The 16,718-nt window shown below is 60.3% G+C and carries 16 protein-coding genes; 10 read left to right on the top strand and 6 right to left on the bottom strand.

All coding sequences use genetic code 11. The annotated features are described in order from the left end of the window. Positions 1-200 precede the first annotated feature (200 nt). The 6 genes from gcvP (at position 201) to ACP8KU_RS03535 (ending at position 7,588) form a co-directional block, all read left to right on the top strand. Positions 201-3,044, top strand: a complete 2,844-nt coding sequence (gcvP, locus tag ACP8KU_RS03560; protein WP_284641365.1) for an aminomethyl-transferring glycine dehydrogenase — start codon at positions 201-203, stop codon at positions 3,042-3,044. 2 nt (positions 3,045-3,046) lie between these two features. After that, entirely contained in the window at positions 3,047-4,159 is a 1,113-nt protein-coding gene (gene gcvT, locus ACP8KU_RS03555) for a glycine cleavage system aminomethyltransferase GcvT (protein WP_284629278.1), read from the top strand. A 45-nt stretch (positions 4,160-4,204) separates the two neighbouring features. Continuing rightward, positions 4,205-4,597, top strand: a complete 393-nt coding sequence (gene gcvH / locus ACP8KU_RS03550) for a glycine cleavage system protein GcvH (protein ID WP_484483990.1) — start codon at positions 4,205-4,207, stop codon at positions 4,595-4,597. 118 nt (positions 4,598-4,715) lie between these two features. Continuing rightward, the gene (lipB, locus tag ACP8KU_RS03545; RefSeq protein WP_484483989.1) at positions 4,716-5,519 is read left to right on the top strand and encodes a lipoyl(octanoyl) transferase LipB; all 804 of its coding nucleotides are present in this window, start codon (positions 4,716-4,718) and stop codon (positions 5,517-5,519) included. A gap of 136 nt (positions 5,520-5,655) precedes the next feature. After that, positions 5,656-6,720, top strand: a complete 1,065-nt coding sequence (lipA, locus tag ACP8KU_RS03540) for a lipoyl synthase (protein WP_005278301.1) — start codon at positions 5,656-5,658, stop codon at positions 6,718-6,720. Positions 6,721-6,802: 82 nt separating this feature from the next. After that, entirely contained in the window at positions 6,803-7,588 is a 786-nt protein-coding gene (locus ACP8KU_RS03535) for a DUF4191 domain-containing protein (RefSeq protein WP_005283977.1), read from the top strand. A gap of 153 nt (positions 7,589-7,741) precedes the next feature. Here the strand turns inward: ACP8KU_RS03535 and ACP8KU_RS03530 are convergent, their stop codons facing one another. Continuing rightward, positions 7,742-8,215 (bottom strand): RDD family protein, encoded by a 474-nt coding sequence (locus ACP8KU_RS03530; RefSeq protein WP_005278294.1) that lies wholly within the window; start codon positions 8,213-8,215, stop codon positions 7,742-7,744. Between the two features lie 118 nt (positions 8,216-8,333). On the opposite strand from ACP8KU_RS03530, the gene glnA reads away from it, so the two are divergent. The 3 genes from glnA to ACP8KU_RS03515 all read left to right on the top strand — a co-directional run bounded on the left by glnA (position 8,334) and on the right by ACP8KU_RS03515 (position 11,349). After that, a complete protein-coding gene (gene glnA / locus ACP8KU_RS03525) occupies positions 8,334-9,767 on the top strand; it encodes a type I glutamate--ammonia ligase (RefSeq protein ID WP_284641368.1) in 1,434 nt (477 codons plus the stop codon). Between the two features lie 232 nt (positions 9,768-9,999). Then, complete coding sequence (locus ACP8KU_RS03520; RefSeq protein ID WP_284641370.1) at positions 10,000-10,944, top strand: TDT family transporter; 945 nt, start codon at positions 10,000-10,002, stop codon at positions 10,942-10,944. A 30-nt stretch (positions 10,945-10,974) separates the two neighbouring features. Then, complete coding sequence (locus ACP8KU_RS03515; protein ID WP_126319450.1) at positions 10,975-11,349, top strand: hypothetical protein; 375 nt, start codon at positions 10,975-10,977, stop codon at positions 11,347-11,349. Here ACP8KU_RS03515 and ACP8KU_RS03510 read toward each other — a convergent pair. Genes ACP8KU_RS03510 through thrC form a run of 4 tightly spaced genes read right to left on the bottom strand, consistent with a single transcriptional unit; the run spans position 11,346 to position 14,338 of the window. Then, positions 11,346-11,891, bottom strand: coding sequence for an NUDIX hydrolase (locus ACP8KU_RS03510; RefSeq protein WP_484483988.1), 546 nt, complete (start codon positions 11,889-11,891; stop codon positions 11,346-11,348). The genes ACP8KU_RS03515 and ACP8KU_RS03510 overlap by 4 nt on opposite strands. A gap of 30 nt (positions 11,892-11,921) precedes the next feature. Then, positions 11,922-12,767, bottom strand: coding sequence for a trypsin-like serine protease (locus ACP8KU_RS03505; protein ID WP_484483987.1), 846 nt, complete (start codon positions 12,765-12,767; stop codon positions 11,922-11,924). Then, positions 12,742-12,888, bottom strand: a complete 147-nt coding sequence (locus tag ACP8KU_RS03500; RefSeq protein ID WP_484483986.1) for a hypothetical protein — start codon at positions 12,886-12,888, stop codon at positions 12,742-12,744. Before ACP8KU_RS03500 ends, ACP8KU_RS03505 begins: the two co-directional genes overlap by 26 nt. 7 nt (positions 12,889-12,895) lie before the next feature. Then, positions 12,896-14,338 carry a threonine synthase gene (thrC, locus tag ACP8KU_RS03495; protein ID WP_284641374.1) on the bottom strand — a complete coding sequence of 481 codons (1,443 nt, stop codon included), beginning with the start codon at positions 14,336-14,338 and terminating at the stop codon, positions 12,896-12,898. Between the two features lie 38 nt (positions 14,339-14,376). Between thrC and ACP8KU_RS03490 the strand changes: the two genes are divergently transcribed. Next, positions 14,377-15,684 (top strand): MFS transporter, encoded by a 1,308-nt coding sequence (locus ACP8KU_RS03490; protein ID WP_278723362.1) that lies wholly within the window; start codon positions 14,377-14,379, stop codon positions 15,682-15,684. Positions 15,685-15,688: 4 nt separating this feature from the next. On the opposite strand, the gene ACP8KU_RS03485 is transcribed toward ACP8KU_RS03490, so the two are convergent. After that, complete coding sequence (locus ACP8KU_RS03485) at positions 15,689-16,465, bottom strand: AAA family ATPase (RefSeq protein WP_284641376.1); 777 nt, start codon at positions 16,463-16,465, stop codon at positions 15,689-15,691. Positions 16,466-16,718 lie beyond the last annotated feature (253 nt).

Below are 16,718 nucleotides of genomic sequence, written 5' to 3'. Positions count from 1 at the left end.
ACTTCCGGCACAAATATCAGAGGAGTTTTATCCCGGCACTACAGGACATATTTCACTAAGTGGGAGGTAAGCGGGCTACAACACATTTTCATCGGTGAGTTACTGCATAAAAGTTTGTCAAGGGCGCTGTTTTTACCGGTTATTAAACATATACTTAGGGGCGGTTAAGACCATTGCACCCGATGAAGGAGACCTCACAGATGGATTACATCTCCCGCCACCTAGGGCCGGATTCTGCCGAGCAGTCCGCCATGCTCGGGACGGTGGGCTACGACAGCGTGCAAGCGCTTGTCGATGCCGCCATTCCACCCAAGATCCGCGCTAAGGAACTTCCCCACCTGCCAGAAGCGCTCTCTGAAGACGGGGCACAGGCCGCTTTGCGGGAGTTCGCCAATCAAAACACGGTGCTGAAGCCCTTCTACGGCCAGGGCTACTCAGACACCCTGACCCCGGCCGTCATCCGTCGCGGCCTGCTTGAGGATGCCGGCTGGTATACCGCGTACACCCCGTACCAGCCCGAGATTTCCCAGGGCCGCCTGGAGGCCTTGCTCAACTTCCAGACCATGATCGAGTCTTTGACAGGGCTGCCCATCGCGAATGCTTCCCTGTTGGATGAGGCTTCCGCCACCGCCGAGGCCGTCGGTCTGATGTCGCGCGCGGTAAAGAAGGGCCGCCGCGTCGTGCTGGACTCCCGCCTCCACCCGCAGGTGCTCACCGTCGCCGCTGAGCGCGCCCGCGCCATTGACCTCGAGGTAGAGATCGTGGACGTGCGCGAGGGCTTGGTGGGTGAAGACCTCATCGGTGCCGTCATCGCCTACACCGGCACCGAAGGCGAAATTTTCGATCCTTCTGCCCTGATTGAAGAGCTGCACACCCGCGGCGCGTTGGCCTCCGTGGTCACTGACCCACTGTCCCTGCTGCTTCTGGAAGGCCCCGGAAACTTGGGTGCCGATATCGTCTTGGGCTCGTCCCAGCGCTTTGGCGTTCCCCTCTTCTTCGGCGGCCCGCACGCTGCCTACATGGCGGTAACGGATAAGCTCAAGCGCCAGATGCCGGGCCGCATCGTCGGCGTCTCCAAGGATGCAGATGGCCGCCCGGCCTACCGCTTGGCGCTGCAGACCCGCGAGCAGCACATCCGCCGCGAGCGCGCGACCTCCAATATCTGTACCGCTCAGGCCCTTTTGGCCAATGTGGCCTCGATGTACGCCGTCTACCACGGGCCGAAGGGCCTAAAGGACATCGCCGAGCGCGTGCACGGCTTGGCCTCCTCCTTCGCTCAGTCCATCGTGGATGCCGGACTGGAGATTACGGCACGGGACTTCTTCGATACCGTCACCGTCGCCGGTGTCGATGCGCAGAAGATCAAGGCCGACCTGCAGGATGCGGGCTACTTGGTGCGCGCGATTGGCACGGACAAGGTATCCGTATCCTTCGGTGAATCCGCTACTGAGCGCGATGTCGCGCACTTGGCAGAGGCCTTCGGTGCCAGCCCGGCGGAAGCGAACTTTGACCTACCGGAGAATCTGCAGCGCGCCGAGGAGCCGCTGGAGCACGAGATTTTCCACTCCATCCACTCCGAGACCCAGATGCTGCGCTACCTGCGCAAGCTCGCGGATAAGGACTTGGCGCTGGACCGCTCCATGATTCCGCTGGGTTCGTGCACCATGAAGCTCAACCCCACCGCGGCCATGGAGCCCATCTCCTGGCCAGAATTCGCCGGCATCCACCCATATGCCCCGGAAGAAACCACCACAGGCTGGCGCGCGCTGGTAGAAGAGATCGAAGGCTGGCTCGCCGAGCTTACCGGCTATGCCAAGGTCTCCATCCAGCCCAATGCCGGCTCCCAGGGCGAGTTGGCGGGCTTGCTGGCCATCCGCCGCTACCACGTGGCCAATGGCGATAATGAGCGCGATGTCGTGCTCATCCCGGCCTCCGCGCACGGCACCAACGCTGCCTCTGCGACCCTCGCAAACCTGCGCGTCGCCGTAGTCAAGACCGCCGAGGACGGCTCCATTGACGTCGCGGACCTGGAAGAAAAGATCGAAAAGCACGGCAACCACATCGCCGGCATCATGGTCACCTACCCCTCCACCCACGGCGTCTTCGACCCCGAGGTGCGCGATGTCTGCGATAAGGTGCACGCGGTCGGCGGCCAGGTCTACATCGATGGCGCCAACATGAACGCGCTGACCGGCTGGGCTCGCCCGGGCGATTTCGGCGGCGATGTCTCCCACCTCAACCTGCACAAGACTTTCACCATTCCCCACGGTGGCGGCGGCCCGGGCGTGGGCCCGGTGGCGGTGGCAGAACACCTCATTCCATTCCTGCCCAGCGATGCTGCGTCCCCTGAGCTTGACGCCACCGCGGAAACCCCGGTGGGCCAGGGCGTTCCCATTACCGGTAGCAAGTACGGCTCCGCCGGCGTCCTGCCCATCTCGTGGGCCTACCTGGCCATGACTGGCGCCGAGGGCCTTGCCGCCGCATCCGGCCACGCCGTATTGGGCGCTAACTACCTGGCAGCCTCGCTCAACGAGTACTTCCCCGTCCTCTACACCGGCAACGAGGGCTTGGTGGCGCACGAGTGCATCATCGATTTGCGCGAGCTTACCGATGCCTCCGGGGTCACCGCCGCCGATGTGGCCAAGCGCCTCATCGACTTCGGCTTCCACGCCCCCACCCTGGCCTTCCCTGTGGCCGGCACCTTGATGATTGAGCCCACCGAGTCTGAAGACAAGGGCGAGCTGGATCGCTTCATCGAAGCCATGCGCACCATCCGCACCGAAATCCAGGAGATCATCGACGGTGAGGTGGCCTACGAGGACTCCGTTATCCACCACGCACCGTTTACGGCTGAGTCGGTGGCTACCGATAACTGGGAGTACTCCTTCGGCCGCGACAAGGCCGCGTGGCCGGTCAAATCCCTACTGCATAGCTACAAGTATTTCCCACCGGTTCGCCGCCTCGATGAGGCCTACGGCGACCGTAACCTGGTGTGCAGCTGCCCGCCGCCAGAAGCATTCGAGATCGACAATTCCGAGGAGTAACAATGTCCGAACTTCTAACCTCCCCGCTCAATGCCAAGCACGAGGAACTCGGCGCTACCTTCACGGCGTTTGGGCCGTGGAATATGCCGCTGAAGTACAACAGCGAACTGGAAGAACACCGCGCCGTTCGCACCAGCGCCGGCCTGTTTGATCTCTCCCACATGGGAGAAATCTGGGTCAATGGGCCCGATGCCGGCAAGTTCTTGTCCTACTCCTTCATCTCGAACCTGGATTCGCTGAAGGTGGGCAAGGCCAAGTACTCCATGATCACCGCTGAAGACGGCGGCATCATCGATGACCTGATTTCCTATCGCTTCGAGGAAGAAAAGTTCCTCGTTGTGCCCAATGCCGGCAATGCCGATATCGTCTGGGACGAGCTCAATAAGCGCGCCGAGGGTTTTGACGTTGAGCTCAAGAACGAGTCCCGCGATGTTGCCATGATCGCCGTGCAGGGCCCCAAGGCCGCAGAGATCCTCGTCCCGCTGGTAGAGGACAATAAGCAAGAGGCCGTCTACGAGCTGGGCTACTACGCCGCCACGATGGGCAAGGTGGCGCGCACCTTCGCCATCATCGCGCGCACCGGTTATACCGGTGAGGATGGCTTCGAGCTCATCGTCTACAACTCCGATGCCCCGCAGCTGTGGGAAGAATTGCTCAAGGCGGGCGCGGAATATGACATCAAGCCGTGCGGCCTGGCCGCGCGCGATTCCCTGCGCTTGGAGGCCGGCATGCCGCTCTACGGCAACGAGCTCTCCCGCGATATCACCCCGGTAGAGGCTGGCATGTCGCGCGCCTTTGCCAAAAAGGAAGCGGACTTCGTCGGCGCTGAGGTCATCCGCAAGCGCGCCGAGGAAGGCCCGCAGGTCGTTATCTCCGGGCTCACCTCGGATCAGCGCCGCGCCGCGCGCGCCGGCGCCGAGGTCTTCCTCAATGACACCAAGGTCGGCACCGTCACCTCTGGTCAGCCCTCCCCCACGCTCGGCCACCCGGTGGCCATTGCGCTGCTCGATACCAGCGCGGAGCTCGAACCGGGCACCGCAGTCGAGGTAGAAATCCGCGGCAAGCGTTATCCTTTTGAGGTAACCGCGTTGCCGTTCTACAAGCGCGATAAGTAAGCCACCCGCACACCCTAAATATTCAGCCCGAAAGGACTCCATATCATGTCTAACCTGCCCCAAGACTTTTCCTACTCCGAAGACCACGAATGGGTTAACGCCACCAAGGACGCCGTAGAAGGCAAGACCGTTCGCATCGGTATCACCTCCGTGGCCGCAGACCGCCTGGGCGAGGTCGTCTTCGCAGAACTGCCAGAGGTTGGCGATACCGTCACCGCCGGTGATTCCTGTGGCGAGGTCGAATCCACCAAGTCCGTATCTGACCTGTTCTCCCCGGTCACCGGCACCGTGAAGGCCGTCAACGATGCCGTGCACGATGACTACGCCGTCATCAACAACGATCCCTTCGGTGAAGGCTGGCTCTTTGAGGTCGAGGTAGATGAAGCAGGCGAGCTCATGGAGGCTGACGAGTACGCCTCCGCGAACGGCCTGGACTAAAAGGCGGTTCGTTCGACCCACTCGAACAGAACAATAGGCGGGAGGATGCCATGGCATTCTCCCGCTTTGCTTTTCCTCGCTTTGCTTTTCCCTGCCAAAGAAGACGACACTAGAGATTATGACTGCACCACGCGATCCTTTCTTTCCCGCTGAACGCTCCATTCGCGCCTCGGACAATCCTCTTGAAATACGCCACTTGGGCCGCATGGATTACCAAGAGGCATGGGATTACCAGGCGGAGGTGGCGGCTGCGCGCGCGCAGGGCACGCAGGACGATGTGGTCTTAGTGGTCGAACACCCCAATATCTACACCGCGGGCAAGCGCACGCAGCCTGAGGATATGCCGGATAACGGTTTGCCGGTTATCACCGTGGACCGCGGCGGGCGCATCACCTGGCACGGGGAAGGGCAGTTGGTGCTCTACCCAATCATCAAGCTGGCGGAGCCTGTCGATGTTGTCGATTATGTCCGCCGCCTCGAGGAGGCCACCATCCAGGCGGTGCGCGAGCTGGGCGTGACTACCGCAGGCCGCATCGACGGCCGCTCTGGGGTGTGGGTTCCCTCTACCGCCCAGGCCAAGGATCCTTCCGCCTCGCAACGCGATCGCAAGATTGCGGCGCTGGGGATCCGCATTACCCGCGGGGTGACCATGCACGGCCTAGCGCTCAACTGCAGCAATACGCTGGAGTACTACGATCACATCGTGGCCTGTGGCATCGATGATGCAGATATCACCACGCTGTCGCTAGAACTCGGCCGCGAGGTCACGATGGAGGAAGCCGCTAAGCCGCTTTTGCGGGCGCTTGATGATGCCCTCTCGGGCCGCCTCATCGTCGCCGATCACAGTTTCGGTTCCGCGCCCGATCCCACGAAGATTGCGAATGAGAAGGCGCGGGAGCGACGTCGGCAAGCGCAGGCTTAAGCCCCGTGGCCCTAGTTTGGGGCTAGCGTGGAATAGTTGTACGCCCGCGCGCCTTGAAGCTAGAAGAGCTATTAGCCATCACCATCTTTGATCGATAAAGTGAGTATTTGTGACTGTAAAGCCTGAAGGACGCAAGATGCTCCGCATTGAGAAGAAAAATGCGGAGTCGCCCATCGAACAAAAGCCGCGGTGGATCCGCAACCAGGTACGCACCGGACCGGGCTATGAGGACATGAAGTCCCGCGTGGCCGGCGCTTCCCTGCACACCGTCTGCCAAGAAGCCGGTTGTCCGAATATCCACGAATGCTGGGAATCCCGCGAGGCAACCTTCCTCATCGGCGGCGATAAGTGCACCCGCCGCTGCGACTTCTGCGATATCGCTACCGGCAAGCCGGAGCCGCTCGACCGCGACGAGCCGCGCCGCGTGGCCGAAAACATCCAGGAAATGGACCTCAACTACACCACCATTACCGGTGTGACCCGCGATGACCTCCCGGATGAGGGCGCGTGGCTGTATGCGGAGATCGTGCGCAAGATCCACGAGCTCAACCCACACACCGGCGTGGAGAACCTCACCCCGGATTTCTCTGGCAAGCCGGACCTGCTCGAAGAGGTCTTTGAAGCACAACCGGAGGTCTTCGCGCACAACCTGGAGACCGTGCCGCGCATCTTCAAGCGCATCCGCCCGGCCTTCCGCTACGAGCGCTCCCTCGATGTCATCCGCCAGGCCCACGACTACGGCCTTATTACCAAGTCCAACCTGATTTTGGGCATGGGCGAGACCGAGGACGAAGTTGAGGAAGCATTGCGCGACCTGCGCGAGGCTGGCTGTGACATCATCACCATCACCCAGTACTTGCGCCCCGGCCCGCGCTTCCACCCCATCGAGCGCTGGGTGCGCCCGGAGGAATTCGTGGCCCACTCCAAGCTGGCCAAGGAGCTGGGCTTCGGCGGCGTCATGTCCGGTCCGCTGGTTCGCTCCTCCTACCGCGCCGGCCGCCTGTACGTGCAGGCCATGGAAAAGCGCGGCCTGGAATTGCCGGAAAACCTCCAGCACCTGAAGGAAACGTCCCAGGGCGCTACCGCCCAAGAGGCATCCACCCTGCTGGATAAGTACGGTCCTTCCAAGGAAACCCCGGTGACCACCCGCATGGCCAAGACTCCGGCCAATGCCAATTCGGTCGCGGCAACCGTGCGCTAAAGCCCGGAATATTCTTACTCGGCCCTCGCCATCTGCGGGGGCCGTTTAACATTTATGCCACCTGACCTTTAAAGTAGGAACCATGGCGAAAGATGACAAAGCAGCCCTGAAAGCTGCCAAGAAGCAAGAACGCGCGGCCAAGCGCCAAAAGCGTAAGCAAACCTGGTCACAGTTGTGGCAGGCATTCAATTTGCAGCGCAAGCAGGATAAGGCGCTCATCCCTATCATGCTGGCCGCCTTCCTCGGCGTCGGCCTATTATTCTTCCTCATTGGCACGCTCTTTAATGGCCAGTGGTTCATGCTGATTATCGGCTTGGGTTTGGGCGCGCTTTTGGCGATGTTCCTGTTTACCCGCCGCTTGGAACGCGATATGTACAAGCGCGTCGAAGACCAGCCCGGCGCCGCCGGTTGGGCCTTGGAGCAGCAGCTGCGCAATACCGTCGGCATCGTGTGGTCCGTAAAGTCTGGCATCGCCGCCACCCGCCAGCAGGACCTTATCCACCGGGTCATCGGCAATGCGGGCGTCATCTTCGTGTGCGAGGGCAATAAGAACCGCCTTCGCCCCACCCTTAACCAGCTGAAAAAGCGCGTGGACAAGATTGCCGGCGGCGTGCCGGTCTATGAAGTCTACGTCGGCACCGGCGAGGACGAGGTGCCGGTATCCAAGCTGCGCAACCACCTCATGAAGCTGCCGCGCAACTACAATAAGAACGCCACCTACGACAATATCCGCCGCATTGAGGCCATGGACTCCATGCCTGGGACGATGCCGGGCATGCCCAAGGGCCCAATGCCGCAGCAGGCGCAGAACATGTCCGGCATGAACCGCCGCATGCGCCGCGCGCAACAGCGCAAGGGCAAGGGCTAAACACTGCTTTAGCCACACGCCTTGGCCGGGCTTTCAGCTCTCGCCTTGTTTCACAACACAAACAGTCCCTGCAACCACTCGATTGGGAAAGGTTGCAGGGACTGTCGTGGTTTTCGTGGCTATACGGTGCGCGGGACTTATCCCCGCGCGCCGCTAAGAGTTGATAACGATGGTGCCCGTCGCCCGGTCGTGCATGCCGCGCCCGTCCGCATCCACCATGGCGGCTGGGAAGATGACGCCGGTCAACAGCGTGCGCACTGCCGCGCGCCAGAGCCCCACCTGCGCGCCCGGCACGTCCAGGCGAGCCACGCCCATACCGAGGATGAGCATGCCTGGGGTGCGTGCAAATAGCCAGCCACATACGATGCCCATTAATGCCCAGAGCGCATAGCCCAAAAAGGACACGCCGCCAAGCTGCGTGGTGACCATGTGGATGACGTTGGCCAAGAGCATGCAAATGATCCAGTCAATGGCCACGGCGCCTGCGCGGCGGCCGACGGACGCCATGGAGCCGGGCCCGGATTCCGGCAGGCCCAGGTTTTCACCGGGCCACCGTCCGGGGGTTCCTGCATCGTCATATTCGCCCGGAATATTGGGCCCATCGAGCCACGTGCGCTTGTCTGCCATGCTCACCAATTTAGTTGCCCCTCACCCAGAAGTGAAACGAGGCTAATGGCCATGCCGGGTGGATAAAACTAGTAGGCTATAGGCAGATAATTCATCGGCCAACAATCAGGAGGCAATCTTGTCTTTCGAGACAGTGCAGGACATCGTCCAATATATTCAGGATGAGGACGTAAAGTTCGTGGATGTCCGCTTTACGGACGTCCCCGGCACCGAGCACCACTTTTCCATCCCTGCCAGCGAATTTACTGAAGAAGATGCCGAAAATGGCTTGGCCTTTGATGGTTCTTCCATTCGTGGGTTTACCACCATTGAGGAATCCGATATGACGCTGCTGCCGGATCCGGCCACCGCGCATATCGATCCTTTCCGTTCGGCGAAGACCCTGAATATCAAGTTCTTCGTCCACGATCCCTTTACCTTTGAGCCCTTTACCCGTGACTCGCGCAATATCGCCCGCAAGGCCGAGGAATACTTGCAGTCCACGGGCATCGCCGATACCTGTAACTTCGGCGCCGAGGCCGAGTTCTACCTCTTCGATTCCGTGCGCTATGGCACCGATATGCAGCACGGTTTCTATGAGGTGGACTCCGATGAAGGCTGGTGGAACCGCGATAACGAGACCAACCTGGACGGCACCCCCAATACCGGTTACAAGACCCGTGTAAAGGGCGGCTACTTCCCCACCCCGCCGTACGACAAGCACAGCGAGGTCCGCGATGACATCGTGGCCAACCTGCAAGAGGTCGGATTTGAGATCGAGCGTTTCCACCACGAGGTGGGCGCGGCCCAAAACGAGATCAACTACCGCTTCAACTCGCTGCTGCACGCCGGCGATGACATCCAGACCTTCAAGTACGTGGTCAAACGCACCGCCCAGGAGTGGGGCAAGACCGCGACCTTCATGCCTAAGCCGCTGGCCGGCGATAATGGTTCCGGCATGCACGCCCACATGTCCCTGTGGAAGGACGGCGAGCCCCTCTTCCACGATGAGGCTGGCTACGCCGGGCTTTCCGATATCGCCCGCTACTTCATCGGCGGCATCCTCCACCACGCAGGCGCCGTGCTCGCCTTTACCAACCCAACGCTGAACTCCTACCACCGCTTGGTTCCTGGCTTCGAGGCACCGATCAACCTGGTGTACTCCCAGCGCAACCGTTCGGCTGCGATCCGCATCCCGATCACCGGTTCCAACCCGAAGGCTAAGCGCATCGAGTTCCGCGCTCCGGACCCATCCAGCAACCCATACCTGGCCTTTGCCGCCATGATGATGGCCGGTGTGGATGGCGTGAAGAACCGCATCGAGCCGCACGCCCCAGTGGATAAGGACCTCTACGAGCTGCCGCCAGCAGAGGCCGAGTCCATCCCACAGGCACCGACCTCCCTGGAGGCCTCCCTAGAGGCTCTGAAGGAAGACATGGACTTCCTGACCGAGGGCGATGTCTTTACCGAGGACCTCCTCGAGACCTACATCAACTACAAGTACGAAAACGAGATCAACCCCGCGCGCCTGCGTCCCACCCCGCAGGAGTTCGAGCTCTACTTCGACTGCTAAGCCGTCACTGCTAGTTCTCAGCTAGCTTCCGTTACAATCAGCCACCTAACCAATGCTTAGGTGGCTGCTTTCTTGTGTTTGCGGTGGCACTGCTAGGTATATCCGAGAGCTTCACCATAATCGCTGCCCACTTTGAGGATGGACGCTCTCTGCTGCACGCATGAGGGTTTTCACCAGGCAAAAAGCGGCTCGGTCTTAGTATGCGGCTTCGGATGAAATTAGAATCTGGGTAGTGACTGATAAAATCCGCCAACTTCCCCCTCCTGGGCCTGCATGGGCCGGCAGCCTCATGGGCACCTCCATCGTCTCGCGCATGTTGGTCGAAGAAGACATGCTCGTTGCCGCTGGAGTATTTGCAGCACTTGCGTGCGCCATCTTCGTCGTGCTGACTGCCGGTTACGCCCGCTACCGCAGTCCTCGATTTGAGCGGACCACCATGGCGGAATGGTCCATGTTTTTCATCGGCGTCCTCGCGCTTGGTGCGGCACTATCCGGGTTGACGGACATTGGAGTATTCCGCCTCATAGGCTTTTGGATCGGCGGCCCCGTCACCGTTATCACGTGGGGCATTCAGCTCACCCGCTTCGATGGACAGCCGCGCTTTACCTGGGGTCTCCCCTTGGTTGGGCCAATGATTTCGGCATCGGTAGCCGGGTGGCTCGCCCGCGATTACGGGCAGATTTACCACATCATGGGAACCGCACTCTTCGTCATGTCTTTGCTGACGGCAGTCCCGGTATTTGTCTACGTCTACTGGGCGGCGTGGCACGGCACGGTGGATTTTAGCGGTGGAAAATCCGCCACCGCGTGGGTGCCGCTAGGCGTGGTTGGGCAATCTACTACCGCAATGCAGATCCTCTACCCCGGCAGTGTCTCCGTGTACTACGGGCTTATCGCGCTCGCCATCGCCATCCCGTTATCGCTGTATGCGATGGTGACCTTTTATCCGCAAGCAGCCCGCTGGGTTCCCTATTCCCCTGCGTGGTGGGCGTGTACCTTCCCGCCTGGCACCGTGAGCATGGGCGGGCACCAGACCGCATTGGTCAATGGTTCAGAATGGCTTGATGTTGTCGCGCTGAGCATTCCCCTGCTGCTTATCGCTCACTGGTGCCTGTGCTCAGCGCGCTTCTTAGGCTGGCTCTGGGAGGGCCGCACACGCAAAGAACTGACTCACTAGGTGATGTCTTCCCTCGTCTATCATCGGGCCATGAGCTCTTCGCCTATTACCTTCATCGCCTGGGATGCTGCGGACCTTGCCGGGGTGCGGGAGGTGCTCGCCGGCTTGCGGCGCGACGGGGTCTTTTTATTCCGAGCAAGCCTAGCGCTTGAAACCTCCTGGCTTGGCGATGGCGCCCAGGATTTCTATGGCACCGCCTGGGAATGGGGGCCAGACGATAGCGAGCTATTTTTTGAGCTGGCGCGCCGCAGCAAGCTGCTGATGACTATCGATGCCACGGTCATTTGCTGCGGTTACGACGAAGACGTGGAAGAGGCCAGGGAGTGCATCGCCCAAGAGCTGGTCGTAGCGAACAGCGCGCAGGAGTTAAAGCGACTGCTCATAGGCGCGGAGGAAACGCGCTAGAGCCCGGGCTGCTCGCTGCGCTTCATCCAGCCCATGCGGGGAGAAAAGCCTTGCGGGTGCTTGAGGTGCGCCACGGCATCCGCGATCATCAGGCGATGGCGCCGCGACACGCTATCCGGGAGGTGGGCCACCGAGAACCACTGCACTTCGGTATTTTCTTCATCGCTGATGACGGGCTCGGCGCCGTCGGCGACAGATAGGCGCAGCGCGGTGCTCATGAACATGCATTCATCGCCATTGGGATAGGTCACCGGACCGGATTGGCCAACACCGAGGAGTGCTTCCACCTTGGCATCGAGGCCTACCTCTTCCTTGACCTCACGCAAGGCGGTGGTCGTGATCTCCTCGCCCGGCTCACAGATACCTTCGACCGGGGTCCACACGGCATTATCGGCACGCTTGACTAGCAGTACGGACGGCACCTCCCACAGGGCCGCACCGGTTGGTACATCGCGGAGAATGATGGCGCTGCACGCGGGGACGAAGATCTGATCGTGGCCGATGGATTCGCGCAGCTTCACAATATAATCAGGCGTTGGCATACCACCTAGCGTAGCCAATTGTGCCTGATCCTATGCCACGGGGCCGAGGACCTTCAGCGCCAATTCCTGGATATCCGGTGCGGTGGTAAAGGCCACGTCGATGTTTTGTTGCGTGTCTTCGCAGCTATGCCCCTCGTCCAAAGGCTCGGTGATTCCAGAGACCAGCCCCACGATGGTCTGCCGGCCATCCACATCGCCGTAAACGGGCCCGCCGGAATCCCCGACCGCGCTGCACATCTCCGCCAGGGCGGCGTTGGAATCGTGTTCTAGGCCCTGGTAATTCAGTTGTGTGGAATCCACCGCGTTTTTCACGTTCCCGCAGGTCACGATGGTAGAACTGCCCAGCTTGCATACCGCATCCGGCAACTTGTTCAGCTGCGTGGCTACGGTGGTGGCTACCTCGCCTGGGGTGAAGTACTGCGCATCGCGGTACAGCTCGATGAAGGCAACGTCTAAGTGATTGGTCTCCTCGGCAAAGAAGTCCGAATAGATCACCTCGCCTACTGGATCGGCTGGGTAGGCGAAATCGCCCTCTTGGGTTCCGGCCCAGACCTTATCGCCAGGTTTGCCGCAATGGGAGGCTGTCACGGCGATGGTGCGGCCATCGGCAAGCGCGAAAGACCACGCTGCGGTGCAGGACTGGAAGTTAAAGTACTCGCCCGGCTGCGGGTCACTCGTGGTTAAATTCAGCGCGGCGCCTGGGGGTACCGGCACCACCGCGGGCTCATAAAATTCATTCGGCGGCGCCGGCGGTGGCGTGTCGGTGGATTGCGCAACCACCCTATCCTGCTGCTGGGTGGCATCGGTGCTACACGATGCCACCGTGAAGAGCCCTGCCGCTGCCAGCAGGCTACTGGCTATCCGTACCCGCGTCACCTGCAGAGTCCTTGTCCTGGTCTTCCTTATCCGCCTCTGCTTGTGCTTTTAAGTCGCGGATGAATTTTTCCGGATCGAATTCGGTATAGTGCTCCGGTCCGGCGAAGTTTTCTAATGCCATGTGGTTTCTACACCTCCGTGTTCTTGATGCTCGAGGTAATAAAGTCCTTGACCGCTGCGGCATCGTTGGGCAGATCCGCCACGTGACGCTCCGCGTCCAGGATGTCAGCGAAACGCTCCGGTGGCTGCGGCGCGCTCCCGATGGCCTCGGTAATGGTTTCGCTGAATTTTACCGGCAGTGCCGTTTCCAGGCAGATAATGGGCGTCGTCACGCCCTCTTTTTGGGCCACACGCGCCACTTTGATGCCATCGGCCGTGTGTGGATCCGCCAGGTAACCATAGCGCTCGTGCACGTGCTTGATGGTGGCGAGGCGGTCATCGTGGGTGGAGGAACCGGATAAGAAACCGTAGTCTTCGCGCGCGGCCGTGATGAGCTCTTCTTCAAGGTTAAACCCGCCTTCTTTGACCTTGGTTCCAAAAAGGTCTGCAACGCGGGCGGCATCGCGGCCTAAAAGATCGAAGGCGAAGCGCTCGAAGTTGGAGGCCCGGGAAATATCCATAGACGGCGATGAAGTGGCCATGGTTTCCGCGGCCGGACGCGGGCGGTAGTTGCCCGTGCGGAAGAACTCATCCAATACGTCATTCTCATTCGTCGCCACGATGAGGCGATCGATGGGAAGACCCATGCTGCGCGTGATATGCCCGGCGCAAATATCGCCGAAGTTACCGGTAGGAACGCTAAAGGATACCTTCTGCTCGTTAGTATCGGTGACCTTGATCCAGCAGGAAATATAGTAAACCACCTGGGCTAGCAGGCGCGCCCAGTTAATGGAGTTGACCGCGCCGATGCGGTAGTTGGCTTTAAACTCCGCATCGCTGGAGACGGCCTTTACCACGTCCTGGCAATCATCAAAGACACCGTCGAGGGCGATATTGAAGATATTCGGATCATCCAAGCCGAACATCTGCGCCTGTTGGAAGGCGGTCATGCGCCCGGCCGGGGTCAGCATGAAAACGCGGATGCCGTCGCGCCCGCGCATGGCGTACTCGGCGGAAGAGCCGGTATCGCCGGAGGTAGCGCCCAAAATATTCAGCGTCTCCCCGCGGCGGGCAAGCTCGTATTCAAAAAGCTCGCCCAAAAGCTGCATGGCCATATCTTTAAATGCAGCGGTGGGGCCCTCGGACAGGTGGCCGATAAAGAGGGCATCGCCAAGCTCAGTGACCGGCACGATCTCTGGGGAGGCAAACTTCGGGCTGGTATATGCCCGGGCTGCGATTTTATCCAGATCCCCGTCTGGAATATCATCGATAAACAGCTTGATGACCTCGGCCGCAAGGGCGGCATAGCCGTTGGTTTTCACCACATCGCGCCACGCATCCAACGTGGCGGAATCTAGTTGCGGGTAGGTTTCAGGCAGGTAAAGGCCACCATCGGGCGCGAGCCCTCCTAAAAGGATATCCGTAAAGGATGCGGGCTGGCCGGTGGTATCACGGGTCGAAATATACTTCACAAGATGAATCCTAGTAGTTAACGCGTAAGGTATCAGCCATGTCGCAGCCAAATCCCAGAGAAGTTATCACAACCCAGGCGTTAATGATTTGGATCGCGGCAATGGCGGTCTACCTCGTAGCCATTACCGGGCGGTCTTCCTTCGGCGTCGCCGGCCTTGATGCCATCGAGCGCTTCGACGTCGATGCCGGGCGCATCGCGGTATTTACCTCCGTGCAATTGGGCGTTTATGCCATCGCGCAGATCCCCACCGGCATGCTGATCGATAAATTTGGCCCCCGCATCCTGCTCGTGGTGGGCGCGGTCATTATGGGCGTTGGCCAGGTCATACTCGGCTTTACCAGCAATTACGGGGTAGCTATCTTCGCACGCGTGCTCATCGGCGCCGGCGATGCCACGGGCTTCTTATCGGTGATGCGCATCCTGCCCTACTGGTTCCCGCTGCACCGCACACCGATGTTTACCCAGGTGACCTCCTCCATTGGCCAGATGGGCCAATTCATTTCCGCCGTCCCCTTCCTCTGGTTGCTAGGAACTGCGGGATGGACCGCGGCATTTGTGACCTTGGGTGCGGTGGGCATCCTCGTCGCGATTGCCGCCGCCGTCGCGGTCGCTGACTCCCCAGAAAAGCTCGGGGTTATCCCTTTAGAAAAAGAACCGCCCAATTCCCAGGGCAGCAGCATCGGTGCCCGCTTAAAGGCGGTCTTTACCTCGCCCATCGCCTGGCAGGCATACTTTATTCACTACAGCGGCATGTTGCCGCTGATTGTCTTTGTCATGCTGTGGGGCATGCCCATGATGACCCAAGGCATGGAGCTGTCCAAGGGCAAGGCCAGCCTTGTGCTCACCCTCTTGGCCGTATTTTTGGTTCTTGTCGGTCCACTGCACGGCCGGATTTCCTCCCGCGCGCAGAATATCCGTCCCTGGGTCGCGCTTGGGTTTGTGTGCCTGCACGTGCTGACCTGGGTACTATTCTTCGCCTTCGGCACCGGCGGGGGTCTGGCGGCCATCACCGTGGTCTCCTTTATCTTGGCGCTGTGCACGCCGACGTCGAATTATGGCTTCGACATCATCCGCGAGAACATGGACCGCTCCGTCGTCGCCACCGCCACCGGCTTGGGTAATATGGGCGGGTTTACCTCCGGCATGTTGGGTGCGCAATTATTCGGCATGGTCTTGGACCACTCTGCCGATGCCCCCAATTACTCTATGCCCGATTTCACCTCCGCCTCACTCGCCGTCCTCGCCGTATGGCTGTGCGGCATGGCTGGTGTCGTCATCACCCACATCCTGCGCCGGCGCGGCGGCTACGCGGGGCCATCCGTGCGGATCGTGGAAGTAACCTAGCGGTCTATTCGGGTCTTTCGGCCTCGTCCACCGTGGTGTCGGCCGCCTCTGCATCCTCCGCCTCTGCATCTTCTGCGTCTGGGTCCAAGATAAAGCTGATGGTTCCCTCAGGGTCCTCGAGGAACTCCCTAGTGGCGGCCACGGCTTCGGCCTCATCAAAGGAAATGCGCTGGAAGCCGGTGTCATTTAATTCCACGATATCGGCATTGGGGCAGCCTAATAGGATGGGTGAATGCGTGGCGATAAATACCTGCGCGCCGCGGTCAACGGCCTGGGCGATTTCCGCAATCAATGCCAATTGCCGGACGACGGACAAGCCCGATTCTGGTTCATCCAAAATATAGACCCCAGCGCCGTCAACTCGTTCATAGAGCACGTCGAAGACGGACTCGCCGTGCGAGCGGGCCTGCACATCCACCTGGATGGGCAGGGTGGAACGCCCGCCGGTTTCCTCGGGGGATTGCTCGCGCGAGAGCAGGTATTCATGGGTTTCCGCGCGCAGGAAATAGGCGCGCTGGATAAGCTCCGTGCACTCGCAGACCACCGGGCTTACTGGCAAAATTGCTTCCGGATCCCCCATCCGGCCGCCCTTGGGAGAGCACCCAAGATCCGTTGCCATGGCGGCCAAGAGGCTGGATTTTCCTATGCCGTTATCGCCGACGAAAATCGTCACCGGGCGGGTAAAGGAAAAGCGCCTTAAATCCGCTAGGTAATCGAAGGCAGGCAGGCTGCGGCGATAATCCCGCGGCATGGATTTCAGGCGAATGGCATCAACCAACATGCCTGGAACTTTAGCAGCAGCGGCGGTGCACAGTTGGGGTATGCACGCTATCTCTTCGCTAGTGCTGTTGCTACCTCGAGTGCGGACTTGAGGTGCAGGATTAATGGATCCCCGGTTGCGGCTTGGGCAATGGTCTCTGCTGGAACCGTATTTACCGCAAAGGCAATCGCCAATCCCCCGCTAATAGGAAATACTATGGCTGCAGCCACCGCCAAGGTTGTAGATAATCTATTGCTTATTGTCATCGTCTCCT

The organism is Corynebacterium sp. LaCa_282 (assembly GCF_057198125.1).
Note: the sequence above shows the minus strand (reverse complement) of the source record. Positions and strands in the feature narration are given on the sequence as shown.